18 protein-coding genes and 1 tRNA gene are annotated in these 16926 nt (G+C 60.6%); 14 read left to right on the top strand and 5 right to left on the bottom strand.

The annotated features are described in order from the left end of the window. Window positions 1-4 precede the first annotated feature (4 nt). The 5 genes from M5B97_RS02835 (at window position 5) to M5B97_RS02815 (ending at window position 5089) form a co-directional block, all read left to right on the top strand. Complete coding sequence (locus tag M5B97_RS02835) at window positions 5-991, top strand: tripartite tricarboxylate transporter substrate binding protein (RefSeq protein WP_167659658.1); 987 nt, start codon at window positions 5-7, stop codon at window positions 989-991. Between the two features lie 59 nt (window positions 992-1050). Continuing rightward, window positions 1051-1509, top strand: coding sequence for a tripartite tricarboxylate transporter TctB family protein (locus M5B97_RS02830; protein WP_123715020.1), 459 nt, complete (start codon window positions 1051-1053; stop codon window positions 1507-1509). Window position 1510: 1 nt separating this feature from the next. Beyond that, window positions 1511-3025, top strand: coding sequence for a tripartite tricarboxylate transporter permease (locus M5B97_RS02825; RefSeq protein ID WP_123715019.1), 1515 nt, complete (start codon window positions 1511-1513; stop codon window positions 3023-3025). Further along, a complete protein-coding gene (locus M5B97_RS02820; protein WP_248730693.1) occupies window positions 3018-4046 on the top strand; it encodes an AbrB family transcriptional regulator in 1029 nt (342 codons plus the stop codon). The genes M5B97_RS02825 and M5B97_RS02820 overlap by 8 nt, the downstream gene beginning before the upstream one ends. Window positions 4047-4150: 104 nt before the next feature. Then, window positions 4151-5089, top strand: coding sequence for a hypothetical protein (locus tag M5B97_RS02815; protein WP_248730692.1), 939 nt, complete (start codon window positions 4151-4153; stop codon window positions 5087-5089). 18 nt (window positions 5090-5107) lie between these two features. Here M5B97_RS02815 and ung read toward each other — a convergent pair whose 3' ends face one another. Continuing rightward, window positions 5108-5800 carry a uracil-DNA glycosylase gene (ung, locus tag M5B97_RS02810; protein WP_134657955.1) on the bottom strand — a complete coding sequence of 231 codons (693 nt, stop codon included), beginning with the start codon at window positions 5798-5800 and terminating at the stop codon, window positions 5108-5110. Between the two features lie 134 nt (window positions 5801-5934). Here ung and M5B97_RS02805 point away from each other — a divergent pair, with 134 nt between their 5' ends. Then, on the top strand, window positions 5935-7047 hold the full coding sequence (locus M5B97_RS02805) for an enoyl-CoA hydratase/isomerase family protein (RefSeq protein ID WP_248730691.1): 1113 nt from the start codon (window positions 5935-5937) through the stop codon (window positions 7045-7047). 4 nt (window positions 7048-7051) lie between these two features. Here M5B97_RS02805 and M5B97_RS02800 read toward each other — a convergent pair whose 3' ends face one another. Together M5B97_RS02800 and M5B97_RS02795 are read right to left on the bottom strand one after the other, a co-directional pair. After that, a complete protein-coding gene (locus M5B97_RS02800) occupies window positions 7052-7453 on the bottom strand; it encodes a DUF3757 domain-containing protein (protein ID WP_248730690.1) in 402 nt (133 codons plus the stop codon). A 191-nt stretch (window positions 7454-7644) separates the two neighbouring features. After that, complete coding sequence (locus M5B97_RS02795; protein ID WP_134657957.1) at window positions 7645-8001, bottom strand: hypothetical protein; 357 nt, start codon at window positions 7999-8001, stop codon at window positions 7645-7647. A 261-nt stretch (window positions 8002-8262) separates the two neighbouring features. Here M5B97_RS02795 and M5B97_RS02790 point away from each other — a divergent pair, with 261 nt between their 5' ends. From M5B97_RS02790 to M5B97_RS02770, 5 genes are all read left to right on the top strand, one after another. Next, entirely contained in the window at window positions 8263-9885 is a 1623-nt protein-coding gene (locus M5B97_RS02790) for a methyl-accepting chemotaxis protein (RefSeq protein WP_123715014.1), read from the top strand. Between the two features lie 82 nt (window positions 9886-9967). Continuing rightward, a complete protein-coding gene (locus M5B97_RS02785; RefSeq protein WP_123715013.1) occupies window positions 9968-10180 on the top strand; it encodes a cysteine-rich CWC family protein in 213 nt (70 codons plus the stop codon). Then, window positions 10180-10872: a pseudouridine synthase gene (locus tag M5B97_RS02780; protein WP_248730689.1), complete on the top strand. Its 693-nt coding sequence runs from the start codon at window positions 10180-10182 to the stop codon at window positions 10870-10872. The genes M5B97_RS02785 and M5B97_RS02780 overlap by 1 nt, the downstream gene beginning before the upstream one ends. Before the next feature lie 305 nt (window positions 10873-11177). Further along, the gene (locus M5B97_RS02775; RefSeq protein ID WP_248730688.1) at window positions 11178-12062 is read left to right on the top strand and encodes an alpha/beta hydrolase; all 885 of its coding nucleotides are present in this window, start codon (window positions 11178-11180) and stop codon (window positions 12060-12062) included. A gap of 218 nt (window positions 12063-12280) precedes the next feature. Beyond that, a tRNA-Gly gene (locus M5B97_RS02770) sits at window positions 12281-12354 on the top strand. Window positions 12355-12512: 158 nt separating this feature from the next. Here the strand turns inward: M5B97_RS02770 and M5B97_RS02765 are convergent. Further along, window positions 12513-13706, bottom strand: a complete 1194-nt coding sequence (locus M5B97_RS02765; RefSeq protein ID WP_248730687.1) for an MFS transporter — start codon at window positions 13704-13706, stop codon at window positions 12513-12515. Continuing rightward, window positions 13703-14866, bottom strand: coding sequence for an MFS transporter (locus M5B97_RS02760; RefSeq protein WP_248730686.1), 1164 nt, complete (start codon window positions 14864-14866; stop codon window positions 13703-13705). The genes M5B97_RS02765 and M5B97_RS02760 overlap by 4 nt, the downstream gene beginning before the upstream one ends. A 95-nt stretch (window positions 14867-14961) precedes the next feature. On the opposite strand from M5B97_RS02760, the gene M5B97_RS02755 reads away from it, so the two are divergent. The 3 genes from M5B97_RS02755 to M5B97_RS02745 all read left to right on the top strand — a co-directional run bounded on the left by M5B97_RS02755 (window position 14962) and on the right by M5B97_RS02745 (window position 16915). Next, window positions 14962-15882 (top strand): LysR family transcriptional regulator, encoded by a 921-nt coding sequence (locus M5B97_RS02755; RefSeq protein ID WP_248730685.1) that lies wholly within the window; start codon window positions 14962-14964, stop codon window positions 15880-15882. A gap of 107 nt (window positions 15883-15989) precedes the next feature. Beyond that, entirely contained in the window at window positions 15990-16322 is a 333-nt protein-coding gene (locus tag M5B97_RS02750) for a hypothetical protein (protein WP_248730684.1), read from the top strand. Between the two features lie 92 nt (window positions 16323-16414). Further along, entirely contained in the window at window positions 16415-16915 is a 501-nt protein-coding gene (locus M5B97_RS02745; protein WP_134657969.1) for a methylated-DNA--[protein]-cysteine S-methyltransferase, read from the top strand. Window positions 16916-16926 lie beyond the last annotated feature (11 nt).

Genomic DNA, 16926 nt, shown 5'->3' with positions numbered 1-16926 from the left:
GGAGATACCCATGACCTTTTCATTGCGTAAATTGGCCCTTGCCGCCGGCTGCATGCTGTTCGCCGGTCAACTACTGGCCGACGAACCCAAACGCCCGGAATGTATCGCCCCGGCTTCCCCCGGTGGCGGTTTTGACCTGACCTGCAAATTGGCGCAAAGCGCGCTGGTCAACGAAAAGCTGCTGAGCAAACCCATGCGCGTGACCTACATGCCCGGCGGCGTGGGCGCGGTCGCCTACAACGCGGTGGTGGCTCAGCGCCCTGCAGATGCCGGTACGCTGGTCGCCTGGTCCAGCGGTTCGCTGTTGAACCTGGCGCAAGGCAAGTTCGGTCGCTTCGATGAGAGTGCCGTGCGTTGGCTGGCGGCGGTGGGCACCAGCTACGGAGCCATCGCAGTGAAAAGCGATTCGCCCTACAAGACCCTCGACGATCTGGTCAAAGCCCTGAAGAAAGACCCGGGCAGCGTGGTCATCGGTTCCGGCGGCACCGTCGGCAGCCAGGACTGGATGCAAACCGCGCTGATCGCCAAGGCCGCCGGGATCAACCCGCGCGAGCTGCGTTATGTGGCACTCGAAGGCGGCGGCGAAATCGCCACGGCTCTGCTCGGTGGTCACATTCAGGTGGGCAGTACCGACATCTCCGATTCCATGCCGCACATCTTGAGCGGCGACATGCGGCTGCTGGCGGTGTTCTCCGAGCAGCGCCTGGACGAGCCGGAAATGAAGAACATTCCGACCGCCAAAGAGCAAGGCTACGACATTGTCTGGCCCGTAGTGCGGGGCTTCTACCTCGGGCCAAAAGTCAGCGATGCCGACTACGCCTGGTGGAAGGAGGCCTTCGACAAACTGCTGGCCTCCGAAGAGTTCGCCAAGCTGCGTGACCAGCGCGAGCTGTTCCCGTTCGCCATGACCGGCCCGGAGCTGGACACCTACGTGAAGAAACAGGTAGCTGACTACAAAGTGCTGGCCAAAGAGTTCGGCCTGATCCAGTAATCGCCCCTCTTTTGCACGGCCGTGCCCTCATGAACGAGGGCACGGCCCAGGAGTTCCACATGCTCTTACAACGCATTTTCGCCTCGGTGATGCTGCTGGTCTGCGCGGGATTAGCCCTGATGGCCTGGCCGTATCAGGCGTCGTTTTCCTACGAGCCGGTCGGGCCGCGGGCCTACCCGCTGCTGATGCTCGGGCTGATGAGCCTGGGCCTGCTCTACATGCTCTTTCGCCCACAGCCGACCAAACACACGGAAGAAGAACCCGCGCTGGACCGCCAGACGCTGATCAAGATCGGTATCTGCGTGGCCCTGTTGCTGGTCTTTGCCGGCACCTTCGAATCCCTGGGTTTCATCCTCAGCAGCATGTTGATCGGTATTCCGATGGCACGGCTGTATGGCGGCCGCTGGTTGCCCGGTGCGGTGATCATCACCTTGATGAGCGTCGGCCTTTATCTGTTGTTCGATAAAGCCATGGACGTACCGCTGCCCCTCGGTCTGCTCGACGTTCTGGAGAACTGATATGGATACTTTCGGCTATTTGGGCCAGGGCTTCGGCGTCGCGCTGAGCCCCTACAACCTGGTGACCGCGCTGTGCGGCACTCTGATCGGCACCGTGGTCGGCCTGTTACCGGGCCTGGGCCCGATCAACGGCGTGGCGCTGTTGATCCCCATCGCTTTCGCCCTGGGCCTGCCGCCCGAGTCGGCGTTGATCCTGCTGGCCGCCGTGTACCTGGGTTGCGAATACGGCGGGCGTATCAGCTCGATCCTGCTCAACATCCCGGGCGAAGCCTCTACCGTGATGACCACCCTCGACGGTTATCCGATGGCCCGTAAAGGCCTTGCCGGTGTGGCGTTGTCGTTGTCCGCCTGGAGTTCGTTCATCGGTGCGTTCATCGCTACCTGCGGCATGGTGTTGTTCGCACCGCTGCTGGCCAAATGGGCGATTGCCTTCGGCCCGGCGGAATATTTCGTACTGATGGTGTTCGCGATTGTCTGCCTCGGCGGCATGGCCGGTGACAAACCGTTGAAAACCTTTGTCGCGGCGCTGATCGGCCTGTTCCTCTCGGCGGTGGGCATCGACGCCAACAGCGGCGTGTACCGCTTTACCGGTGACAACATCCACCTCACCGATGGCATTCAGTTCGTGGTGCTGGTGCTCGGCCTGTTCTCCATCAGCGAGATCCTGTTGTTGCTGGAAAAAACCCACCGTGGCCAGGAAGCGGTCAAAGCCACCGGGCGCATGCTATTCAACCTCAAGGAAGCCGGCGCGGTGTTCGCGGTGAATATCCGTTGCGGCTTGCTCGGGTTCATCATGGGCGTGCTGCCCGGTGCCGGTGCTACCTTGGCGTCCGCCGTTGCCTACATGACCGAAAAACGCATGGCCGGTGCCGGCGGCAAGTTCGGCCAGGGTGACATGCGCGGCCTCGCGGCCCCGGAAACCGCCATCGGCGCCTCCGCCTGCGGCGCCCTGGTGCCGATGCTGACCTTGGGCGTACCCGGTTCGGGCACTACGGCGGTGATGATCGGCGCCCTGTCGCTGTACAACATCACCCCGGGCCCGCTGCTGTTCCAACAGCAACCCGACATCGTCTGGGGCCTGATCGCGTCGTTGTTTATCGCCAATATCATGCTGGTGATCCTCAACATCCCGATGATCCGCATCTTCACGCGCATCCTCGCCGTACCGAACTGGGCGCTGGTGCCCGTGATCGCCATTATCACCGCGATCGGTGTGTACGCCGTGCATGCCACCACGTTCGATCTCTTCCTGATGATCGGTATCGGTATCTTCGGCTACATCCTGCGCAAGCTCGACTTCCCGCTATCGCCCGTATTGCTGGGTTTTATCCTCGGCGGCCTGATGGAACAGAACCTGCGCCGCGCGCTGTCGATCTCCAACGGGGCGCTGGACATCCTCTGGTCGAGCCCGATCACCTTCGGTGTGTGGGTGCTGACTGCGCTGATGCTGGCCTTCCCGCTGGTGCGTATCTACCGCAAACGTGCCCTGCAGCGTCGTGCCGTGGCCGATGTCTGAAGCCACCTTTAAACATTGGTGGGGAACACCGCTGGTCGGCCTGGCCGGCGGTTACCTGGCCAGCCTTGTCGGCTGGCCTTTGCCGTATATGGTCGGCTCGCTGCTGGCGATCATCCTGGTGCGCTGCCTTACACCGTGGCAACTGGCGGAGATCCCCGGCGGGCGCAAATGCGGGCAATGGGTGGTCGGCATCGGCATCGGCCTGCACTTCACCCCGGTGGTGATCGAACAGGTGATGAGCCACTTCGGGCTGATCTTCTTCGGCGCGTTGGTCACCAGCCTGTCGAGCATCGTGGGCGTGTGGTTGATGCGCCGCAGCGGCGAAGACCGCGCCACCGCGTTTTTCTCCAGCATGCCGGGCGGCTCCGGTGAGATGGTCAACCTCGGCGCACGCAACGGCGCGGTACTCAGCCGGGTCGCGGCCGGGCAGAGCTTGCGGGTACTGGTGGTGGTGCTGTGTGTACCGGCGATCTTCAAATATGTGCTGGAGGGTGGCACGCCACAGTTTCATCCGGCGCCGGTGAGCTGGCCCTGGTTACTGATGCTGTTTCCGATTGGCGCGCTGATGGCCTGGGGCTGGCAGCGTTTGCGCCAGCCGAACCCATGGCTGTTCGGGCCGTTGCTGGTGAGCGCCACCGCCAGTGTTGTGTGGGACTTGCATATCGGCCTGCCCGACGGCGGCAGCCAGATGGGCCAGTGGCTGATTGGCAGCGGCCTGGGTTGCCACTTCAACCGGCAGTTCTTCCGCCGCGCGCCGTCGTTCATCGGGCGCACCTTGATCGGCACGGCCTTGACCATGGCATTGGCGACCGTCGCTGCAGTGGGTTTGAGCGCATTGACTGGCCTTGACTTGCGCTCACTGACCTTGGGCATGATGCCCGGCGGCATTGCCGAGATGAGCCTGACGGCCGAAACCCTGCAATTGTCGGTGCCCTTGGTGACGGCGATGCAGGTGATGCGGTTGCTGTTTGTGTTGTTTCTGGCGGAGCCGTTGTTCAGGCGGTGGGATCGCCTTCCCTGACAGGCCACATCCATTCGTCGGAACTGTCAATTCTCACAGCTAGCGATACTGATGTGCCGTCGTTTCAATCAACCCAACCGCCTGGTCCATTAAAGGAAGTGGTTATGAAACGTACCGTCAACCCCACTCAGCAGCAAAACGACGACGTGGAGCCTGAAGGCATTATCGGTGTCGTACACCTTACCGACACACCAAGCCGCCTATTGGTCAACGTGGACGGAACACGTCTATATGTTGCCAGCACTAACGGTGAGTCAGTGACGATCATCGATACCGCAAGCAATGCCATCATCCACACGGTTGAAGGTCACGGAGCTCCACTCTGCATGGTCCTGCACCCGACGCGCCCATGGCTCTATATCAGCTATGCGAACCGCCCCGGTAATCCTGTCATCATGGTGATCAGTACCACTACCTTTGACGTACTCGACACGTTGAGCGGCTTTATCTCCATCAACGGCATTGCGATTAGCTCGAGTGGGTTGCGGCTTTATGCTCCAGACCGCGCCGGCGAGCTGGATATCATTGAAATCAGCAATCCTCAGCAACGCGTCAAACTGAGATTCAACGCTGCGCCCGACATCGTCACAATCGCACCAGGGAATGCACGAGCCCACCTGGCCAACGGGTTCGCGAGTTGGTTCACGGTCCATCTAGGGACCAATCGTTTGGTGAGTACCGTCAATACACAAGTTCCCAGCCAGCCCTCCACTATCGCTCATGCAACTTACATCGCCCGCATCTACATCCTTTACCCGAGCGCCAATCAGATTTACATAGGCGACACCACCACTAACCGACAAAGCCGAATCCTGAGCAACCTGCTGCAGCCGTGGGATATCACGTTCAATAGCATGCGCGGGCTGGCCTACGTCACGGAAACCCAAGGTCACCGGGTCAGTATCCTCGATACCACCAGCGAAAGCGTCATCGGCACCTTCGAGGGGTTCAACAGGCCCATGGGGATTTCCAGCACCAGTGATGGCCGTATGGCCTATGTCGCCAACAGCGGCGACAACACCATTGCTCGAGTAAGGCTTTAAGCCCAGGCCGCTCCGGGTTCAGATTGGAGGTAATCGCCACTCAATCGGCGTTTCTCCATTTTGCTCGAGGAATTTGTTGGCACGGCTGAAGTGCCCGCATCCCAGGAACCCGCGATACGCCGACAACGGCGACGGGTGTACCGAGGTCAGCACCAGGTGCTTGGTGGCGTCGATCAGCTTCTGCTTGCTCTGGGCATGCGCGCCCCACAGCAGGAACACCAGATGCGGCTGATGCTCGCTGACCACTTCGATAATGCGGTCGGTAAAGAACTGCCAGCCCTTGCCCGCATGGGCGTTGGCATTGGCGCGCTCTACGGTCATGGTGGTGTTGAGCAGCAGCACGCCCTGGTTGGCCCAGCTCTGCAGGCAGCCGTGGTTGGGGATGTCGATGTTCAGGTCGCGCTTGAGCTCTTTATAAATGTTGACCAGCGACGGCGGCGTCGGCACGCCCGGCTGCACCGAGAAGCACAGGCCATGGGCCTGACCGGGCCCGTGGTACGGGTCCTGGCCGAGGATCACTACCTTGACCTTGTCCAGCGGCGTGGAATTGAGCGCATTGAAAATCAGCGGGCCTGGCGGGTAGATCTCCTTGCCGGCGGCATGCTCCTGGCGCAGAAACTCGCGCAGCTGGGCCATGTACGGTTTGTCGAACTCATCCCGCAGGGCGTGTTTCCAGCTGGGTTCGAGTTTGATACGGTCGCCATCAGTCATGATTGAGTCGTCTTGTAAAAAGAATGGGCGAACCCTAGGAAAGCGCACCCCGCTTGTCAATTGATCTGACACACCACCGACACTTTCCCGCCCAGCGATCATACTGATCCTTCAACGTATCGATTGAGGTCACGATGAACCTGCACTTTGAAGAGCTGACCTGCAGCGACGGTACGCGCCTGGGCATTGCCAGCCTGGACGCGGAAAAATCCCTGAACGCCCTCTCCTTGCCAATGATCCTGGCCCTGGGCGAACGCCTGGAGGCCTGGGCCAAAGACCCGCATATCGTCTGCGTGCTGCTGCGCGGCAACGGCCCCAAAGCCTTCTGCGCCGGTGGAGAAGTACGCAGCCTGGCGCAGGCCTGTCGTGAACAACCCGGCGTGGTGCCAACCCTCGCCGCGCAGTTTTTTGCAGAGGAATATCGTCTCGACTATCGCCTGCACACTTACCCTAAGCCGCTGATCTGCTGGGGCCACGGTTACGTGCTCGGCGGCGGCATGGGGTTGCTGCAAAGCGCGGCGGTGCGCATCGTGACGCCAAGCAGCCGCCTGGCCATGCCCGAAATCAGCATCGGCCTGTACCCGGATGTGGGCGCCGGCTGGTTCCTCTCGCGCCTGCCCGGCAAGTTGGGTTTGTTCCTCGGTCTCACCGGCGCCCATATCAACGGTCGGGATGCCCTGGACCTGGGTCTGGCAGACCGTTTCCTGCGCGACGATCAACAAGAGGAACTGATCGACGGCCTGCTGCGCCTGAACTGGCAGGAGCAGACCGCTAAACAGCTCAACAGCCTGCTCAAGGCCCTGAGCCAGGAAGCGCTTGGCCAGCAGCCCGAAGCGCAATGGCTGCCGCGCCGTGCGCAGATCGACGAGTGGTTGGACGTCGGTGACGTCAGTTGCGCCTGGCGCGCCTTGAGTCTGCTGCGCGACCACAGCGACCCGCTGTTGAACCGCGCCGGCAAGACCCTCAGCGAAGGCTGCCCGCTGACCGCGCACCTGGTCTGGGAGCATCTGCAGCGCGCCCGTCATCTGTCGCTGGCCCAGGTGTTCCAGGTGGAGTACACCTTGAGCCTCAATTGCTGCCGTCATCCCGAGTTTGCCGAGGGCGTACGGGCACGCTTGATTGATAAAGACCAGGCCCCCCATTGGCACTGGCCGGATATCGACGCGATTCCGGACGCGGTGGTCCAGGCACACTTCAACAAAGCCTGGGAAGGTCGTCACCCTCTGGCGGATTTGTCCGACTACTGAAAGATCACTGCAGCCGGCCGTTGACCCTGAACGCGCAGTTGTCGGGCTGGCTGTCCTGGCACAGGAAAACCGGTTGGTTGAACGGGCCTATGTCAGGTTGCCAATACAGCGTACTGCTCAATGACATGTTAGTGACAAGGTCGCCCATGGCCGGTCTCAAGGCGACCAGGTTGCCGCTACTGGTGCGATAGAGACATTTGTCCATGAAGCCGTTTTCCCGCTCTTGTCCGCTGCCCGGCATGAAGATTGCGCCGATGAACAGATCGATAAAATCGCGGACTTCGACCTTCGGACTCAGCCACAGCAACTGTTTGTCGGCACTTTTAAAATGCCCGTCAACGTACCGGATCATGGAGGGATAAGGGCATCCTTGCTCAGCCTGCACCTGGCCAATTGCGCTGAGCATCAGCAGGAGCAGGGCTATCCGCTGTTTGAATATTGAGAGGCTCATTCGACTGGTCGCTCTACTGGAAAAGCACAACGGCTTTTATGCAGTGAAATCCATTTTGGCCCCAAAATATAGCTGTTAATTTTGACAGTTTTTATGAACGCCACGTATAAAAAAACGGCGCCTCATGCGCCGTTTCTTCGGGCCTATCAACGATGACCGCCGCGTCCTCCGCCATGATCGGAACCGCGCCCGTGACCGCCATTCCCCCAGCGATTGCCCCAGTCCTGATTTTGATAGGGTCGGTAACCGGGCCGTGGGTAATACCGCGGTGTCGGTTGATAGTAGCGTGGAGACGAGTAATACCGTGGCGCCGAATAGTAGCGTGGTGAAGGTGCGTAATAGCCGCGCCCGTACGGATAATAGGTAGGACCGCCGTAGTAATAGGCTGGCGCCGGTGCGGTGTAGACTTCAGAGCGGTAGTAGGTGCCGCCTCCCTCGTAGTAAGGCACGCAAGCTGACAAGGTCAGGCCGAGTAAAACGGTAAGCAGCAGTCGTCGATACATGGCGGCCTCCTGGACCGCGAAAGAGCGCCTCCAGCGACGCTGGGGGGCGGCATCCAGCTTTCGCTGAATGACGAAATATCTGACATCAAAAACGGAAACTGGTGCGCTCTTGCAACAGTTTTATACATCTGCGCGAGCTTAATCGATTAAGTAAATTTGTTTGGCAGGCAACTTTGGCAATTGCAATGATGTCACTATGACATCGCAAAGGGCCAGGGAGGCTCTAGCGTGCCCCCTTCGCTACCCTTTCCGGACTTGCCCATGAAAATCTCAACCAAATTGCTGCTTTCATTTTTACTCTGTGCGCTGGTCACCCTGGGGGTGGGCCTGCTGGGCATCAAAGGGGTGGTCCGCCTCTCCACGGCATTGGAGCTGACGTTCTCCAACAACCTGGTTTCCGTGAGCAACACGGCCGCCACCCTCAGCGGCCTGACGGCCCATAACCGCGGCATGTACCGCTTGATGGACGCCAGCAAAGGCGATGTTGCGCCACAGGACCGCGAGCGCGTGCGCCAGGATATCGCCCAGGAACTCAAGCGCAGCCAGGCCTCCTACGCGACCTACCGTGCAACGCCGCTGGAAGATGACGAACGGGCAGCGGGCGATAAGCTCGATAAGATCTGGCCCGCCTATGTCAGCAGCTCCGAACGCATTGTTTCTCTGCTCGACGGCGGCCAGATCGATCAAGCGCGTACCCAGCTCAATACCACCAACAACGAACTGTTCCGTCAGGCACGGGAGCTGATCCGCGTCATGGTCGAGTCCAATAACCGCCAGATCAAGGAAGGCGCGATCGCTGCCGATGAGCTGCGCGACAGCGCATTGACGTGGATGATCGGCGGCATTGTGCTGGCGTTCATCATTGCGATCATCATCGGTGTGTTGATCACACGCCTGATCACACGCCCCATCGCTCAGGCCGTGGAAAGCGCACAACGCATCGCCCAGGGTGACCTGACCCAGGCCATCATCACCGAACGCACCGACGAAGCCGGGCAACTGCTGATGGCGTTGTCGGATATGCAGGGTGGCCTGAAAAACACCCTCGTGGAGATCGCCAACGCGTCCGACCAGCTCGCATCGGCAGCCGAAGAACTGAGTGCGGTCACCGATGAAAGCAGCCGTGGCCTGACGCGCCAGAATGATGAGATTCAACAAGCCGCCACTGCCGTCAACCAGATGACCGCTGCAGTGGACGAAGTGGCCAGCAACGCGGTTTCGACCTCTGAAGTCTCGCGTCAGGCCACCACCGAGGCCGAAGAGGGCCGCCAGCAAGTGGAACAGGCGGTGTCCGGCATGAATTCAATGGTGGATGAGATCAACGGCTCCACGCAATCGGTTGCAGACCTCGCCGGCCAGGTGCGGGAAATCGGCAAGGTGATCGATGTGATTCGCGGCATTGCCGAGCAGACTAACCTGCTGGCCCTTAACGCCGCCATTGAAGCGGCGCGTGCGGGTGAGCAGGGGCGTGGTTTCGCGGTGGTCGCCGATGAAGTAAGGGCGCTGGCGCACCGCACCCAGACGTCCACGGTCGATATCGAAAAGATGATTGGTGAAGTGCAGACCGGTGCCGACAATGCCGTGGCGGCCATGACCAAGAGCCTGACCTGGGCCAACAACACCCAGGCCCTGGCGAATAACGCCGGCGAAGCGTTGCAACGGATCACTACCAGCGTGGCGAAGATCAATGAGCGCAACCTGGTGATCGCCTCCGCCTCGGAGGAGCAGGCCCAGGTAGCGCGCGAAGTGGACCGCAACCTGCTGAACATCCAGGACCTGTCTGCCCAGACGGCCGCCGGCGCCCATCAGACCAACGCCTCAAGCCAGGACCTCTCCCGTCTGGCCACCTCGTTCAACGTCCTGGTCAGCAAGTTCCAGCTCTAAGTAGCATGCGCAGGGTCGGCCCTGTATCGTACAAGGCACCGGGATTCTCCGGAAACTTGTCCGATCCAGCCCGAACCTGCCCATGACCACACCAGCACTCTGCCCTGCCTGCGGCGCCCGCAACAACTGCTCCCTGGCGGACCCTCGCACGGTCGACCAGGCGTGCTGGTGTTACAGCGTCACCATCGACCCGGCAGTGCTCCAGGCCTTGCCGGACCCATTGCGTAACAAGGCCTGCCTGTGCCCGCGCTGTGCCCAGGTCGACGAGCAGTTGCGTGGCGCTGAGCCTAAGTAATGCGGGTTGATCGTTTCCTCAGTAACCTCTCGCGCTTCAATCGCCGGCAAGTTCGCCTGTTGCTGGTTGAGCGCCGTGTGTCGGTCGATGGCGTAGCCGTCAGCGACCCTCATTACGAAGTGCGGGAATTCAGCCGCGTATGCGTTGACGATGATGTGCTGCAGGCCGGCAAACCGGCGCGCTACTTCATGCTGCACAAGCCTCAGGGCTGCGTGAGCGCCACGGTGGACCCGCAGCACCCCACCGTACTGGATTTACTGGATGAGCCGGACAAACATGAATTGCACATTGCCGGCCGTCTGGATTTCAACACCACCGGCCTGATGCTGATCACCAACGACGGCCAGTGGTCGCGCCGCCTCACGCAACCGCAGACCAAACTGCCCAAGGTCTACCGCGTGGAAACCGAGCAGGACATCGGCCCGCAATACGCGCAGACCTTCGCCGCGGGCCTGTATTTTGCGTTTGAAGACCTCACCACCCAACCGGCCGAATTGACGTTGCTGGGCGCCAGAACCGCGCGCTTGAGCATCATTGAAGGGCGCTACCATCAGGTAAAGCGCATGTTCGGACACTTCAATAACAAGGTGATCGGCCTGCATCGCGAGCGAATGGGCCCGCTGGTGCTGGATGCAACCCTCGCGCCGGGCCAGTATCGCGCGCTGACCGCGGAGGAAATCCGACAGGTATGACGACCGTTCGGCCGGTAGTGGCAAAAACCCATTTCTGCGGCTTGCGACTTCAAGGGTCAGATGCTTGAATCAAACCGTCAGCCGAAATATGACTGATGAGTCGCCTATAACCTCCAAGAAACACTTTGCCCCGCCCGCGCTTGATCTACGGGCCTTCCCGGCAAACAGCCCGCCCTAACAACACCCGTCGACCAGCCGTCCCCGGATCGACATGGGCCCTCATTTTTCCAGGCGTATGCCTACCTGTCATAAAGCTCGTGCAGAGTGATCTGCGCGCCCTACCCGCTTGCCAGGAGTCTTATGACATGAGGCCAGAAATCGCTGTGTTGGATATACAGGGTCAGTATCGGGTTTACACGGAGTTCTATCGCGCGGAAGCTGCTGACAAGACCATCATCCTGGTCAACGGCTCCATGGCCACCACGGCATCTTTCGCCCAAACCGTGAAAAGCCTGTACCCGCAATTCAATGTGGTTTTGTACGACCAGCCTTACGCTGGCCGCTCCAAAATCCATAACCGTCACGAGCAAATGCTGACGAAAGAAGTCGAAGGCCAGATCCTGCTGGAACTCATCGACCATTTCGCCGCTGAACACGTGCTGTCGTTCTCCTGGGGCGGTGCCGCCACTCTGGTCGCCCTTGCCCACCGCCCCCGCCGCGTGGAAAAAGCGGTGATCAGCTCGTTTTCTCCGGTGATCAACGCGCCCATGCGCGATTACCTTGAACGCGGCGTTGACTACCTCGGCAACCTCGACCGCCACAACGTCGGCAACCTGGTGAACAGCACCATTGGCAAACACCTGCCCTCGCTGTTCAAACGCTTCAACTACAAGCACGTGAGCAGCCTGGCCGAGCATGAATATGGGCAGATGCACTTTCACATCAGCCATGTGCTGAACAGCGACCGGTTGTGCTACCTCAAGGCTGCCAGGCAGATCGATATTCCGGTGCTGTTCTTGAACGGCGAATGGGACGAATACACCAGCGCCCAGGATGCCAAGTTGTTCGGCCAGCACGTGGCGAACAGCACCTTCAGCACCATTCAGGCGACCGGGCATTTCCTGGACATGGAGCACAAGGCGGCAAGCCGGGACGCCCGGGATGCGGTGGTGGGTTTCCTCAAACCAGAGCGTCAGGTCAGCCGCTTGCGCTACCAACAGGGCCAGACGCAGCATGCCTTTGCGATTTGAATATGGCTCACTGTGGCGAGCAAGCTTGCTTGCGCTGGGGTGCGAAGCAGCCCCACTGTTTTATTTAGGAGCGCGTCGCCCCCAGCGGGAGCAAGCTCTCTCACCACAGGCACGCTCGCTCCCACAGTGGATCAAGTCGTCGGCTTACGTAACCTGCACATTTTTGAAGAAAAACTTCAAATCCCGGCGAACATCTGGTACAAAGTCAGCCGCTCTGAGCGGGTATAGTTTAGTGGCAAAACGAAAGCTTCCCAAGCTTTAGTTGAGGGTTCGATTCCCTCTACCCGCTCCACTTCTCTGCCGACTCGTTGACTTCTCTGACATCTCAGAGAAATAAAGCGAGAAAGCGTCAAAACGAAATAGCCCTTCTGCAAAAATTCGCGAGACGGTGAACCCTCACCGCGTACGATCGGGTCCACCCGGGTCATGCTTTCGCATGCGCAATACCAGTCAAACTTTCTCCTCTACGCCTCGCTGCACCACCCACGCCAGCGGCAGCGTCACCCATAACACCCCCGCCAGCAGCATCACCGCCATCGGCACACCCCATGCGTCCCCTATGCCACCGAACACCACCGGTGCCACTGCCCCGCCACCAATGGTGCCGGTATAGAACAGCGCAAACGCCTGCTCCCGCCTGGCCGCGCCTGCCAGGTCCGGCACAGTGCCGTAGAGCACCGAAGACGTGCCATTGAGTACCATGCCGAGCACCGGCAGCATCACCATCAACCCGGCCAACGGCAAGTAAACCGCCGCGACAATCAGCAGCGCGGTGCTGGTTTCCGTCAGCCATACGGTTTTCATCATGCCAAGACGGGCGCCGAGGTAACCGCAGAAGAGTTTGCCGAATGCGCCGCCGATAAACAGCATCGTCAGCGCCAAGCCAATGCCGGCGGTACCGGCACCTTTGGCTTGCAGCAGGAATGGCAGGAAGGTCAGAAACCCCATGCGCACGGCGCTGTCGAGAGTGCCGGTGAGGATCAGTGCGCGCAGGCCTGCGGCGGACCCCGCTCCGGTGAGAGGCTTCGTCTGTTTACTCGCAGTGGGCGCAGGGGGTTGGCCTGGGATCATCCACCACAACAGCCCCGCCGCCATCAGCCCCAGCAAGCCCAGCAGTGAGGCACTGGCGCGCCAACTGACAATGGTGAGCAGCAGGCCGACCAACCCTGGAATCAGTGTTTTGCCGATGTCGCCGGCGAAGTTGTACTGGGACAGCGCTTGCTTGACGCCACCACCCTCCTCGTAAGCGTCAGTGATCATCGAGGACGCCAGCGGGTGTTGGGTGCTGGCGCCCAGGCCGCCGAGCAGCAGCGCCAGCAGCAACATGACCAGGCCAGTGGCTTGCCCGACCACCAGGTAAGCGGCACCTGCCAGCGCGGTCCCCACCACCAGCATCGGCATGCGCCCCCAGCGCTTGGCGGCACGACTGGCCATGAGTTGGAACACCGCCATCGTCCCGGAGTAAGCGCCTCGCAGCAGACCGATCTGGGCGTAGGACAACGCGAACTGGGTTTGCCAGATCGGCAGCAGTACGTAGATGACATCGGTGAGGCCATCGTGCACGGCATGGGCGCCGCAACCCGCAATGAGCGAGCGGCGGCGGGAGGATTTCTCAATGGCAGGCAGGGCGACAGTATCGTTCATGGTGTTGGGACCCGTTCAGGCCGATGGGGCGTCCAGCCGATCAGGGCGATCAGCAAGGTGAGGAGCTGGAAACCGATAATCAGGCTCACGCAGCCGGGCCAGCCCCAGTGCTCCCAGATCGCCGCAGGAATGATGGCGCCGCAACTGCCGCCCAGGTAATAACAGGTGAGGTAGATGCCTACGGCGACAGTCTTGCTGTCTCGGGCACTGGCAGAGATAAAGGCATTGGCGGCGGCTTGGGCGAGAAACACTCCCGTGGAACTGAGGGCAAGGCCTGCCACGATGCACCACAAGGGCGACAAAAGGGTCAGTGCCGAGCCCGTGACGCCGAGCACGACGGCAACGCTTAGCAGTTCGGCATGGGACCGGGCCTTGCTAAGGCGACCTGCAACGGGAATCACGATCAGGGCCAGCAGGAACACCATATAGAGCACGCCCAAGGCGGCGGGTCCAAGATTGTATGGCGGTAAGCCGAGGTGCAGCCCCACGTAGGTAAACGCCGCAACCTGTGAAAACAACACGCAAAAACCTACGGCATACGCCGCCAACAACGGTTGGCGAAAGACCCCCGATGATGTCGCGCTCCGCAGTGCCGTCCGTGGCCGATTGGCGGGCAGCAGAAACTGGATAAACCCGCCCACCATCAAGCTCAGCACCGCCAGCCATTCAAAGGCCTCGCGCCAGCCCACATATTCGGTTATGACCCCCGTAACGAAGCGCCCGGCAAATCCGCCCAACACGGTCCCCGCCACATAGAGGCTGGTGACTTCAGTCACCGTGCTCCCCTGCCAGCGATCACCGATGTAAGCCACGCTGGTGGCAAACACCACCGGGATCAACATGCCTTCGACGAATCGCCACACCAGCACTTCGGCGAAGCTGTCGGCATAAGCCGTCATCAACGTCGGCACCGCCAGCAACAGCGCGGCCCCGGCGATCACCGTGCGCTGTTCGAAACGCCCGGTCAGGCGGCTGACGAAGGGTGCGGTGACGGCCACGGCCAGGGTGGTGACCGTGATGCTCCACCCCGCCGCCCTGGCGCTGATCTGAAACTGCGTGGCAAAGGTCTGGAGAATGCTCTGGGTTGCATAGAGGTTGAGAAACGCCGCGCATCCACACAAAAACAGGGCAAGGCGGGCACAATGCAGGCGCGGTTTCATGAAACATCTCGGTTTATTTTGTAACGCCTTTATAGAATGGGTGGCAGGACCGTGACCAATACCGATTTCCGACCGATCAATACCCAAGGACCAGGATGCTTGACCTACGCAAGCTGCGTTACTTTCTGACGGTCGCCGAAGAACTGCACTTCGGCCGTGCCGCCCTGCGCCTGCATCTGGCCCAGCCACCACTGACCCGGCAGATCTCGGCCCTGGAAGCGGAGCTGGGTTTCAAGCTGTTCGATCGCACCAGCCGCACAGTGGCCCTCACCGCGCAGGGCCGTGCGTTTCTGCCCTATGCCCGGGGCGTGCTGGAGCAGGTTGAGCGGGCCCAAGTGATCGCCGGCAAATTGGCCGCCGGTACCGCCGGGCAACTGACATTGGGCTATGTCAGCTCAATCGCCTTGTCGGATCTGTTCAGCCAGACGATCCAGGCGTTCGCCCAACGTTTTCCCGATGTGCAACTGACCCTGGTGGAATGCGCCTCCGGCAGCCTGGGCGCGCAGGTGGCGGATGGGCGCCTGGACATCGGGCTGAGTCGCCTGCTGCCACAGACCGCAGACGTACAAGCCCTGTCATTGGGCGAGGAACGCTTGGTGGCGGCGGTCTCCAGCGAGAGTCCCCTGGCGCTCCAGCCACAGGTCAGCCTGGCGCAATTGAGCGCTTACCCATTGATCCTGTTCCCGCCTGATTATGGGTCGGGGTTGAACCAGTCCATCGAGCAGCTTTACCGACACCACGGCGTTCCTTTGCGTCCAGGCCCGACCGGGCGGCAGATCACCTCGATCATTGCCCTCGTGGCTGCCGGGCAAGGTGTGGCGCTGGTGCCGGAATGCACACAGAGCCTGATGAACAAAGGTGTGGCATACCGACCCTTGGTGGAGGTGGATGCGTGTGCCCGGTTATTGGTACTGACTCGCAGTGAAACCAAAAGCGTGTTGGTTGAAGCCTTCCTCACCGTCATCGCGCAGGCTCTACCGACTCGCGCTCGGGTGTTCTCGCGTCAGCGGCTCTAAGGTGTTGCGCCAGGACTGCCGACGGTCACTCAGAAATATCTGAATGCCGTGGCGGCCGCACCTTGTGATGATGGCAACTCGTCAGCCCTGAAAGAAGGATCAGCGCAATGCTTGAACCCGGACAATGCACACCAAAATCTATACCGCGCCAAGTGGTGGGCTGGGTTGTGGTATTGCCGCTATTGGTTTCATTTGTGAGGCTGCCATTTCCGTTTGGATTGTTCCTGGCGCTCGGCTCAATTGCAGCATCCGCATATGGCGTTTGGCTGGCCCGGCGCCATGCCAGCCGACGCGTAACAGTGTTCGCCTGGGTCGTCACCCTGCTCAATGTCACCTCATTGATATTGACGGGTAATGCATCAGTCCTGGTGGCGCTTTATTGGACCGCTTGGCTTTATGGGTACCCGTACTATTCCAATTGGGTTTACTGGACCTTCTAGGCGGCAGCAGAATTTGACCGCAAGAATCGTAGTTTCCAGTCGGGCGGATGGACTTACAGTAGTGTCGTACTTATCTCCCCAGGAGCCCGATCATGTCTTACGAATACAAGCTCATGCCCTCCCCCGTCGGCCAGCTCACGCTGGTAGCACGCAATGGCAAACTCAGTGCCATCCTGTGGGAAAAAGAGCGCGCCAACCGCGTACGCCTGGGTCAATTGCAGGAAGCCAATGACAGCCCGGTACTGATGGAGGCCGAGCGCCAGTTGAGGGAATACTTTACCGGCACCCGCAACCGTTTCGAGCTGGAACTGGACTTCGTCGGCACCGAGTTTCAGAAGCAGGTGTGGCAGGCGCTGCTGACCATCCCCTTCGGCGAAACTCGCAGCTACAGCCAGATTGCCCGGCAGATCGGCAACCCTAAAGCCGTGCGCGCAGTGGGGGCGGCCAATGGGCGTAATCCGATCTCGATCATCGCGCCTTGTCATCGGGTGATTGGCGCATCGGGCGGGCTGACCGGGTTCGCCGGAGGGCTGGAGGCCAAGCAATATCTGCTCGCACTGGAAGGTGCCGGTCAGGCGGAGTTGGCATTCTGAGGCGTTGGGTA

The organism is Pseudomonas sp. MWU13-2517, from assembly GCF_023242545.1.
In the GTDB taxonomy this organism is placed as follows: domain Bacteria; phylum Pseudomonadota; class Gammaproteobacteria; order Pseudomonadales; family Pseudomonadaceae; genus Aquipseudomonas.
This window is presented reverse-complemented; position numbering and strand designations above follow the sequence as displayed.

Coding starts and splice junctions, on each gene's coding strand:
- M5B97_RS02805 (WP_248730691.1), top strand. CDS start 5,935: ATGAACCTGCACTTTGAAGAGCTGACCTGCAGCGACGGTACGCGCCTG.
- ung (WP_134657955.1), bottom strand. CDS start 5,800: ATGACTGATGGCGACCGTATCAAACTCGAACCCAGCTGGAAACACGCC.
- M5B97_RS02750 (WP_248730684.1), top strand. CDS start 15,990: ATGCTTGAACCCGGACAATGCACACCAAAATCTATACCGCGCCAAGTG.
- M5B97_RS02790 (WP_123715014.1), top strand. CDS start 8,263: ATGAAAATCTCAACCAAATTGCTGCTTTCATTTTTACTCTGTGCGCTG.
- M5B97_RS02780 (WP_248730689.1), top strand. CDS start 10,180: ATGCGGGTTGATCGTTTCCTCAGTAACCTCTCGCGCTTCAATCGCCGG.
- M5B97_RS02815 (WP_248730692.1), top strand. CDS start 4,151: ATGAAACGTACCGTCAACCCCACTCAGCAGCAAAACGACGACGTGGAG.
- M5B97_RS02800 (WP_248730690.1), bottom strand. CDS start 7,453: ATGCTCAGCGCAATTGGCCAGGTGCAGGCTGAGCAAGGATGCCCTTAT.
- M5B97_RS02795 (WP_134657957.1), bottom strand. CDS start 8,001: ATGTATCGACGACTGCTGCTTACCGTTTTACTCGGCCTGACCTTGTCA.
- M5B97_RS02765 (WP_248730687.1), bottom strand. CDS start 13,706: ATGAACGATACTGTCGCCCTGCCTGCCATTGAGAAATCCTCCCGCCGC.
- M5B97_RS02825 (WP_123715019.1), top strand. CDS start 1,511: ATGGATACTTTCGGCTATTTGGGCCAGGGCTTCGGCGTCGCGCTGAGC.
- M5B97_RS02830 (WP_123715020.1), top strand. CDS start 1,051: ATGCTCTTACAACGCATTTTCGCCTCGGTGATGCTGCTGGTCTGCGCG.
- M5B97_RS02745 (WP_134657969.1), top strand. CDS start 16,415: ATGTCTTACGAATACAAGCTCATGCCCTCCCCCGTCGGCCAGCTCACG.
- M5B97_RS02760 (WP_248730686.1), bottom strand. CDS start 14,866: ATGAAACCGCGCCTGCATTGTGCCCGCCTTGCCCTGTTTTTGTGTGGA.
- M5B97_RS02820 (WP_248730693.1), top strand. CDS start 3,018: ATGTCTGAAGCCACCTTTAAACATTGGTGGGGAACACCGCTGGTCGGC.
- M5B97_RS02775 (WP_248730688.1), top strand. CDS start 11,178: ATGAGGCCAGAAATCGCTGTGTTGGATATACAGGGTCAGTATCGGGTT.
- M5B97_RS02755 (WP_248730685.1), top strand. CDS start 14,962: ATGCTTGACCTACGCAAGCTGCGTTACTTTCTGACGGTCGCCGAAGAA.
- M5B97_RS02785 (WP_123715013.1), top strand. CDS start 9,968: ATGACCACACCAGCACTCTGCCCTGCCTGCGGCGCCCGCAACAACTGC.